4 protein-coding genes are annotated in these 3,814 nt (G+C 34.4%); 2 read left to right on the top strand and 2 right to left on the bottom strand.

The genetic code is table 11. From position 1 onward, the window contains the following. Positions 1–195: 195 nt before the first annotated feature. Positions 196–510 (top strand): hypothetical protein, encoded by a 315-nt coding sequence (locus WBN21_RS03625; protein ID WP_424197935.1) that lies wholly within the window; start codon positions 196–198, stop codon positions 508–510. Between the two features lie 39 nt (positions 511–549). Here the strand turns inward: WBN21_RS03625 and pckA are convergent, their stop codons facing one another. Both pckA and WBN21_RS03615 read right to left on the bottom strand, forming a co-directional pair. Further along, positions 550–2,166 (bottom strand): phosphoenolpyruvate carboxykinase (ATP), encoded by a 1,617-nt coding sequence (gene pckA, locus WBN21_RS03620; protein WP_424197934.1) that lies wholly within the window; start codon positions 2,164–2,166, stop codon positions 550–552. Between the two features lie 61 nt (positions 2,167–2,227). Then, the gene (locus tag WBN21_RS03615; protein WP_424197933.1) at positions 2,228–2,626 is read right to left on the bottom strand and encodes a DUF423 domain-containing protein; all 399 of its coding nucleotides are present in this window, start codon (positions 2,624–2,626) and stop codon (positions 2,228–2,230) included. A gap of 110 nt (positions 2,627–2,736) precedes the next feature. Between WBN21_RS03615 and WBN21_RS03610 the strand changes: the two genes are divergently transcribed. Next, positions 2,737–3,814 (top strand): saccharopine dehydrogenase family protein (locus WBN21_RS03610; RefSeq protein ID WP_424197932.1); only part of this gene is annotated, 1,078 nt, incomplete at its 3' end.

Genomic DNA, 3,814 nt, shown 5'->3' with positions numbered 1-3,814 from the left:
ACTAAAATACAAAAAGCTATTCTGATTTTTGAATAGCTTTTGTTTTCCTTCTGTTTCCTTTAACGGCAATCGTTACAAACGAGCGCTAGCGGGGGAAATAAGCTTAGCCTAAAATAAATATTAAGTCGTGCAATTCCGAGTGTAGCACATTTTTAAATCGTATCTTCATTAAATAACCCTTTAAAAAAAATAACCATGAGAAAAAAAATGCTTTGTTTAGTAGTGTTTGCAATGGCTCTATGCGCAGGCCCAAATACTGTTTTCGCTACTGAAAAACCAGCTTCACACACTACTGTAAAAGGTGATGAAATTCCTGAAGAAATAAAAGCCCTTATAGATCGCTTAAACATAATAAAGGAGATGGATAAATCAACTTTAAGTCGTGTAGAAAAAAAAGAATTAAGAAAGGAAGTTCGAGCAATCAAAAAAACTGTAAAAGCATCTGGAAACGGTATTTATATATCAAGTGGCGCTATAATAATTATTTTACTTTTGATTATTATTTTTTAAAAATAAAAAAGCCCAATTAAAATTAATTGGGCTTTTTTTTTAAAACGCATATCGCTGTGGGCCACCGCGTCTAATTTCTTCGCTACAATGTGCTTCAAACTTTTTAAAGTTTTCTCTAAACGCATTGGTTAGTTTAAAGGCTGTTGTGTAATAGGCTTTATCATCATTCCAAGTGGCTCTTGGGCTTAACACGCTAGTTGGCACTCCAGGGCAGGTTCTTGGTTGTGCTACTCCAAATACTGAATGGATATGGTAATCGTCATAATTATAAAGTCCTAAATCGCCATTTAAAACGGCATTAATCATAGCGCGTGTATATTTTAATTTCATTCTAGTTCCAACACCGTAAGGACCACCCGTCCAACCTGTGTTTACTAACCAAACGTTTACGTTGGCATCAATCATTTTTCTACTCAACATTTCTGCATATTTAGAAGGATGCAACGGCATAAACGGTGCTCCAAAACATGCTGAAAACGACGGAACCGGTTCTTTGACACCAGCCTCTGTTCCAGCTACTTTCGCAGTATAACCAGAAATGAAATGATACGCCGCTTGACTAGGTGTTAACTTTGAAATTGGAGGTAAAACACCAAATGCATCGGCTGTTAAAAAGAAAATATTTTTTGGGTTTTTACCAATGGATGGTACTTGAATGTTTTCAATATGGTATATAGGATAACTTACACGGGTGTTTTGTGTAATCGAGGTGTTTTCAAAATCAACCTCCCCTTTTTCATTTAAAATAACATTTTCAAGAATCGCTCCTTTTTTAATGGCATCATAAATTTCAGGCTCGTTATCCCTTGATAGGTTAATCACTTTAGCATAACACCCACCTTCAAAATTGAACACGGTGTTTTCGTTGGTCCAACCATGTTCATCATCGCCAATTAAACTTCTATTCGGGTCTGTTGAAAGTGTCGTTTTTCCAGTACCTGACAATCCAAAAAATATGGCTGAATCACCATCTTTTCCAACATTGGCACTACAATGCATTGGAAGCGTATTTTTAAAAACTGGAAGTATAAAATTCAAGGCTGAAAAAATACCTTTTTTAATTTCGCCGGTATATCCTGTTCCACCAATTAATGCTATTTTTTTAGTGAAATTTAAAATAGCAAAATTGTGTTGGCGTGTTCCATCTACATCTGCAACAGCCATAAATCCTGGTGCATTAACAACAGTCCATTCAGGCTTAAAATTATCTAATTCCGATTCTTCTGGGCGTAAAAACATGTTATATGAAAACTGGTTGCTCCAAGGATATTCATTAATTACGCGAATATTTAGTTTATAATTTTCATCAGCACAAGCATAACAATCACGAACAAAAAGTTCCTTTTCAGAAAGATAATTTACCACCTTATCATATAATTTATCAAAATCTTTCGGATCAAACGGAATATTTACATTTCCCCACCAAATACGATCTTTAGTTATATCATCTTTTACAATAAACCTGTCTTTTGGAGAACGTCCAGTAAACTCACCAGTATTTACAGCCAAAGCACCAGAAGAGGCTTCTACTCCTAAACCTTTAGCTATTGAAATATCATGTAATTCTTCAGGAGATAATTGATAATTTACTTTGGCGTTTTTTATGCCATATTTTTCTAATGAAATGGTTTTCATAACTTGATTATTGTTTTCCATAAGGCGGGTATTAATTATAGTATCACACAAAATAAAGACATTTTTTTCAAGTATCCCTAATTTAATCGCCTTTTTTAGACGAAATCTTTAAAAAAGAGATAAACATAAAACTCCAAGCCAATATTAACGACAAACCACCTACTGGTGTTATGAAACCAATCGATTTAAAATTAAAAGTTGTCAAATCATTTGTTGCCAGCCCGTAAATCGACCCTGAAAAAAATAAAATCCCAACCAAAACCAAATAGTATATTATCTTTTTAGTTTTTTGCCGAATTAAAGATGTACTACCAACAAACAAGAGTAAAATAGCATGGTACATTTGGTAGCGCACTCCTGTTTCAAAAGTTTGTTGCGATTCAAAAGGAATGAGTTCTTTTAAGGCATGAGCACCAAAAGCGCCTAAAATAATACTTAACATACCTAAAAGTGAAGCGGTAATTAAAATTGTTTTATTCATTTTTAAATTAATTATTCTCAGTAAATGCGTTTATTTTTTATTAATTTCGTAATACTGAAAGCATTTCAGCAAAAAACTAATCATCACAAAATTACTTAACTAATCTCAATATGCGAAAGATTTTAATCATTGGTTCTGGAAAATCTACATCCTATTTATTGAAATATCTACTAGATAAATCGTCAGAGGAAGATTTATTTTTAACAGTTGGTGATTTACATATTGAAAACGCAAAAACGCTCATTAACAACCATAAAAATGCTAAGGCTATTACATTAGATGTTTTTGATGAAACATCAAGAACCAAGGCTATAAAAAACGCCGATATTGTAGTATCCATGCTGCCTGCCCGTTTCCATATTGAAGTTGCAAAAGATTGTATAAACTATAAAAAACACATGGTTACAGCATCCTATGTAAGCCCCGAAATGCAAGCTTTAGATCGTGAAGCCAAAGAAAACGGACTCATATTAATGAATGAAATTGGTGTAGATCCTGGAATAGACCACATGAGCGCTATGAAAGTGCTAAATGGCATTAGAGACAAAGGTGGAAAAATAATTTTGTTTGAATCCTTCACAGGTGGTTTAGTGGCACCCGAAAGCGATAATAACCTGTGGAATTACAAATTCACTTGGAACCCAAGAAATGTTGTGGTTGCCGGACAAGGTGGCGCTGCAAAATTTCTTCAAGAAGGGTCCTATAAATACATTCCGTACCACCGTTTATTCAGACGCACCGAATTTTTAGAAATCGATAATTTTGGACGTTTCGAAGTTTATGCCAACAGAGATTCACTAAAATATCAGGATGTATATGGTTTAGAAAAAATTAAAACATTGTACCGCGGAACCATGCGGCGCGTAGGTTTTAGTCGTGCCTGGAATATTTTCGTAACCCTTGGCATGACGGACGATAGCTATATTATTGACGATAGTGAAAACATGAGTTACCGCGATTTTGTAAACGCCTTTTTACCCTACAGCCCATCAGATTCGGTAGAACTAAAATTAAGACATCAACTAAAAATCGATCAAGATGATGTGGTTTGGGACAAACTTGTAGAACTGGATATTTTTAACCCAAATAAAGAAGTTAACCTTAAAAAAGCCACACCAGCCGAAATACTCCAAAAAATACTAATGGATAGCTGGACACTAGCCAAAACCGATAAAGACATGATAGTAA

Origin of the sequence: Algibacter sp., assembly GCF_049667265.1 — a bacterium.
Lineage (GTDB): Bacteria > Bacteroidota > Bacteroidia > Flavobacteriales > Flavobacteriaceae > Algibacter_B.
Note: the sequence above shows the minus strand (reverse complement) of the source record. Positions and strands in the feature narration are given on the sequence as shown.